At 41.2% G+C, this 4,209-nt stretch carries 4 protein-coding genes; all 4 read right to left on the bottom strand.

Features of this window, described 5'->3' with window-relative positions; translation table 11 throughout:
- Positions 1 to 432, bottom strand: a 432-nt coding sequence (locus tag N3F66_14595; protein ID MCX8125374.1) for a hypothetical protein, incomplete at its 3' end; no start/stop codon positions are given.
- A 1,255-nt stretch (positions 433 to 1,687) separates the two neighbouring features.
- Positions 1,688 to 2,554 (bottom strand): methyltransferase, TIGR04325 family, encoded by an 867-nt coding sequence (locus N3F66_14590; protein ID MCX8125373.1) that lies wholly within the window; start codon positions 2,552 to 2,554, stop codon positions 1,688 to 1,690.
- 105 nt (positions 2,555 to 2,659) lie between these two features.
- The gene (locus tag N3F66_14585; GenBank protein ID MCX8125372.1) at positions 2,660 to 3,535 is read right to left on the bottom strand and encodes a sulfotransferase domain-containing protein; all 876 of its coding nucleotides are present in this window, start codon (positions 3,533 to 3,535) and stop codon (positions 2,660 to 2,662) included.
- Positions 3,522 to 4,209: Wzt carbohydrate-binding domain-containing protein (locus tag N3F66_14580; GenBank protein MCX8125371.1), on the bottom strand; the 688-nt coding region annotated here is incomplete at its 5' end. The genes N3F66_14580 and N3F66_14585, both read right to left, overlap by 14 nt.

The following is a 4,209-nucleotide window of genomic DNA, read 5'->3' as shown; positions in this document are numbered from 1 at the left end:
TCCATTTATATCATGTCGAAAGCTTACCCATCCCACATTATAAATCCCTGCTTTTTTCTCCAAATCTCTATGTTCCGGCGCATAACGATGCTCGATAATCAAAATTGATGCATCGCCCATTTCATCAAAAATAGGCTGTGGATCTGAAAAAAAATAAAGATCAGCATCAAGATATGTAATTAAATCAACATTCGGATTATTGCGCAATATATAGAGGGGTAATGATGGTGTGCATGTCCAATAATATTCAATGCGATTGCGGGTGTATTTAGCGGTCGTAAGCTCTTCATCGCCTGCCTCAAACTCAGATTGCGTAATAAGGCAAACATTTGGCAGATTTAACTGGGTAAGGATGGTGTGGGTTTCATCGTCAAAACAAAGAATCCACAGAGTAAAAGGTTGCAAGCACTTTTTTTTTAGTGACTCATACATCGCTAAACCACGAATAAGATAATTATTGTCAAAATATGTGCAAAAGTAATATGGAGCCATGGATTAAATTTGTGATGTTTTTAAAACTTATTTTTATACTAATAGATAAGGTTCATATAAATAGTGACAACATTAATATTGAATACCAATGCGATGGAATCCTCCACACAAGTAAAATCACTCAATGTTCGCCACCCCATATCTCAAAGGGCTATTCTTCTTCCACCAGCAGCCGAATCCATAATAATTTGTTGCACACGTTTTCCACATTTGTTGCAGTGTAGAAAATGCTAACCGCTCGATAATCTATTGCCATCATAACAAGTTGTATTAATTGATTTTCAGTGCAATAAAGAAGTTATGTATGGAGTTTTAGAACTGGTTTGCCAAACGATAAATAAAATATCCTGCCCCTACGCCAAGTGCTTCAGCTATCGTTGAGATCAGGCTATGCCCCAAAGCGACATGCCCCATTAAAACCACTGTCTATTTAAATTAATATGCCGTAGCCGACATAATATAAATTGCTGATGATAAGGTCGTTCATCCATTAATAATTTGGTCACGAAAACCAGTCGTCCGCAGCAACCAGACCAGCAAAAAAGGTGCCGACGAAAGCGACCGCTTTCCATCAACCTTATTCATATCCGCGCCCAAAAGTTGCAGCAACAAGCTATGGTTCACTCTCTTTCATAATGCTCGTATTTTATCAGCCTCCTGTGGACGAGCAATCTTACTTGTGCAGAGACATTCTTCCTCTGCAATGCCAGAGTGCTTTTGCGGCCTTGCTTATGGTTTCGGGCGCAGACAAAAAACTTCATTGAGCAGATGGTTCTGGCGGAGACAGGCCAGCATCTCACCGCCACTTTTATTTGTGCAAAACCCGATCATCGTGTTCCAAAAGAATCCAGTCATAGTCGTTCGCCACACCTTCATCGCCAGCTAAAGCCTCTTCTTACTCATTTCGATACAGGCGAAAGAGTTTCTCCAGATCAGGCACTCCAACACAAATGATGCCACTTTGCTTCAACCCCCTATAGCTTTTCCGCAAAAACTTAAAAGCGTCGACACAGCGCATGTATTCAAGCACGCCAGTATGGTACACAACATTTCGACTCATATCTGGCAAAGGAATGCACCGTCTTAAGTCATGGTGGATAGCATTGGGTTTTTGGAGGCAATGCCGATAGTCATCTGAGCCGGATGATGTCGACCGCCTTATCCAGGGTCGAGATAAGACTTCACAGAGAATCACTCACCTTGCCATTTTTCTGATGGCGATAAGACCACGATAGGTAACCCTCATCGGAGCAGACAACCGATCGGAATTATCGAACTCAGCTACAATTTCCCAATGTTTGATCAGACGCTGGTGGAACTTCTCATCGGAGAAAATCCAACTGGGGTAGCTGGCCTCGTAGATCTTGGATGGGACGTACTGTACACAAATCCGATCACTTGCTCCATTCCAGAATGATGTCCGGTCTATAATCAGATGGTCGAAGGTCAAGTTCGAAATCTTATCCAAGAGCGTGTAAGGCTCTGGTACGTATTGCAGAACACTGCTCAATAAAATCACCTGGGGCGCCGTTTGGTTCAGACATTCCTCGATTGATACGTAAAACTTAAGATGATCATCCTCAAAATAACGTCTACCTATCTCTACATGCTGTACTTGTTCAACGATGTTCCAGCGCACAGAAAGCAGATGTTGCAAAAAGCGTCGGTTCTGAAAGTAGCTGCTGCCCAGGGAGCCGCCGAAATCGAGCACATTGAGTCTGCCGCCGCACCGGGCAGCCACCCACATCAAGCCAGCCAGTAACGGCCAGGCATACTGAATTTTGTCGAAAAGAACTGAATCACGTTCGTAGACTGCCTCTCCGTTTTTTACTTTCAGCAGGGCTGCTTTCGTTTTCTCCAGGATGATCTCACTATCATAGCCAGTGCTGGCGGCAAGAGCATTCTCCCAAGACAGATAATCTCCAGCGAGATAGATGCCTTTTGCAAAAAGGTGTTGTCGCCCATAGCGTAAGAAGCGGTAGCCCTTTAGAACAATAGGTGGGGTGAACAATTTTATAAATTTCTTGATCCTTTTGATCTCAAAGTACTTATTTCTGGTCATATTCACTAACATGCAGTTCAGGCTACATTAGACATACTACAGAATAAAACTAAAGCTTTTTACGGTCAATTTTAAGCAACTCCTGCATGTAGTGACCAAAGCTTTTTATCGCAACCAACTGTATAAATCTTTTCCGATGAGTTTACTCAACTCCAAAATATCTCTTTCGTATCTCTTTTTAAGAAATTGCCTGGTCTCTAATGAAACTACTGGTTTAGAACCAAAACTTATATTTAAATTCATAATTAGGGATATGCTGCACTTTAGAGGTTTTGAAAACTTAGGGATTTTTCCCACTAAGCTTCTTAACCTTCGAAGAATAAATTGCAGACGTATTGAACGTGGTAATCTGCTTGGATTTTGGTGTACAAATACAGGGTCAAAAGTATTATTTATGCCCAAAAAGTTACATACGTCAAAATATATAGCTTTCGATGAAGTCACCAACTCATCGAAAAGATAAATTTTAATATCTTCAAATATGTCCATATACCTCATAACCTGTTCATAATATAAGCCACTTCTAACGTACATATAATCCCAAAAATATTCTGGATTGTTTGTCCGAAAAAATTCGTTACAAAATCTTCCCTCTTCTGCTGCAAGGGCTTCTTCGAAATTAGAAATCCATTCATAACCTTCCATTACCATCCAAGAATAAAGCGAGTAGGCTCTTTCAACAGGATTTCTAAGCAAAATAATAATTTTAACGTTCCCAAGCTTTTGCCGAATCCATTGTGCGCTTTCTGGTGCTACAAGGTATGAAGCTGATGCCTCCCCTATTGCTTTTTTGCCGCGGCCTAACTCGAAAAGTGAAAGATATTTCTCCCAATCAGAAATCCCGTAACCATACACGAAATATGAAGGCTCTTTGTTATCTGGCATAAAAACCTCTGGATGCTGTTTGAGCCAATAATAAAGAGATGTTGTCCCTGACTTTGCAGCACCGACAATCAGAAAGTTAGGCTTAACTTGCACCATTGTTTTTATGCTCCACAATCCAATCAAATTGAACAAGAATTGAGCCTATATTCTGATCAGCATATCGGTAATCTGAAAAACCTGTCTCGACAACTCTAAATTCAATAACATGATCACGCCGATCGAACAGGCGAACGTTCGGCTGGTGCAGTCCAACCGTCAAAAAATATGTGCCAGGGGCGATGAATTCACCAGGGATATTTACCTTCGCCACATAATGACCAGGTTCATGGTTCTGAACTGAGCTGTCCCTATTCCTTGATTTTGATAAAGCGGAATAGAAAACCTTTGAACCGTTGCTATTAAATAGGCTGAATGAAACCTCAAGCGCAGATATTTGTCGTTCGACATTGTATTCGAGTAGAACTACAAAATCTGACGCTACCGGTATAGCTTGCATCGGTTGGTTATGATGGTTAAGAATTGCTATACGTGTAAAATAAGCCTCTGAAGGCGAAGCTGTCAATAAAACTTCGCCCTTGCTTCTCCCTGCCATACAATCAAAATATATAGATACAACTTCTTCGGGTAGTCCTGTCTGTAGGATTTGCCCATTATTTAATAAAAGTGCCCAACTACATAAATTAGTAACCGCCCCCATATTATGGCTCACAAACAACACCGTCCTCCCCTCTTTCGCCACCTCCCCCATCTTCCCCAAACATTTCTTCTGA

This window comes from Spirochaetota bacterium (genome assembly GCA_026414805.1).
GTDB lineage: Bacteria > Spirochaetota > UBA4802 > UBA4802 > UB4802 > UBA4802.
Note: the sequence above shows the minus strand (reverse complement) of the source record. Positions and strands in the feature narration are given on the sequence as shown.

Bases quoted from the DNA above. Each gene is read 5' to 3' on its own strand.
- N3F66_14590 (MCX8125373.1), bottom strand. From the start codon at position 2,554: ATGACCAGAAATAAGTACTTTGAGATCAAAAGGATCAAGAAATTTATA.
- N3F66_14585 (MCX8125372.1), bottom strand. From the start codon at position 3,535: ATGGTGCAAGTTAAGCCTAACTTTCTGATTGTCGGTGCTGCAAAGTCA.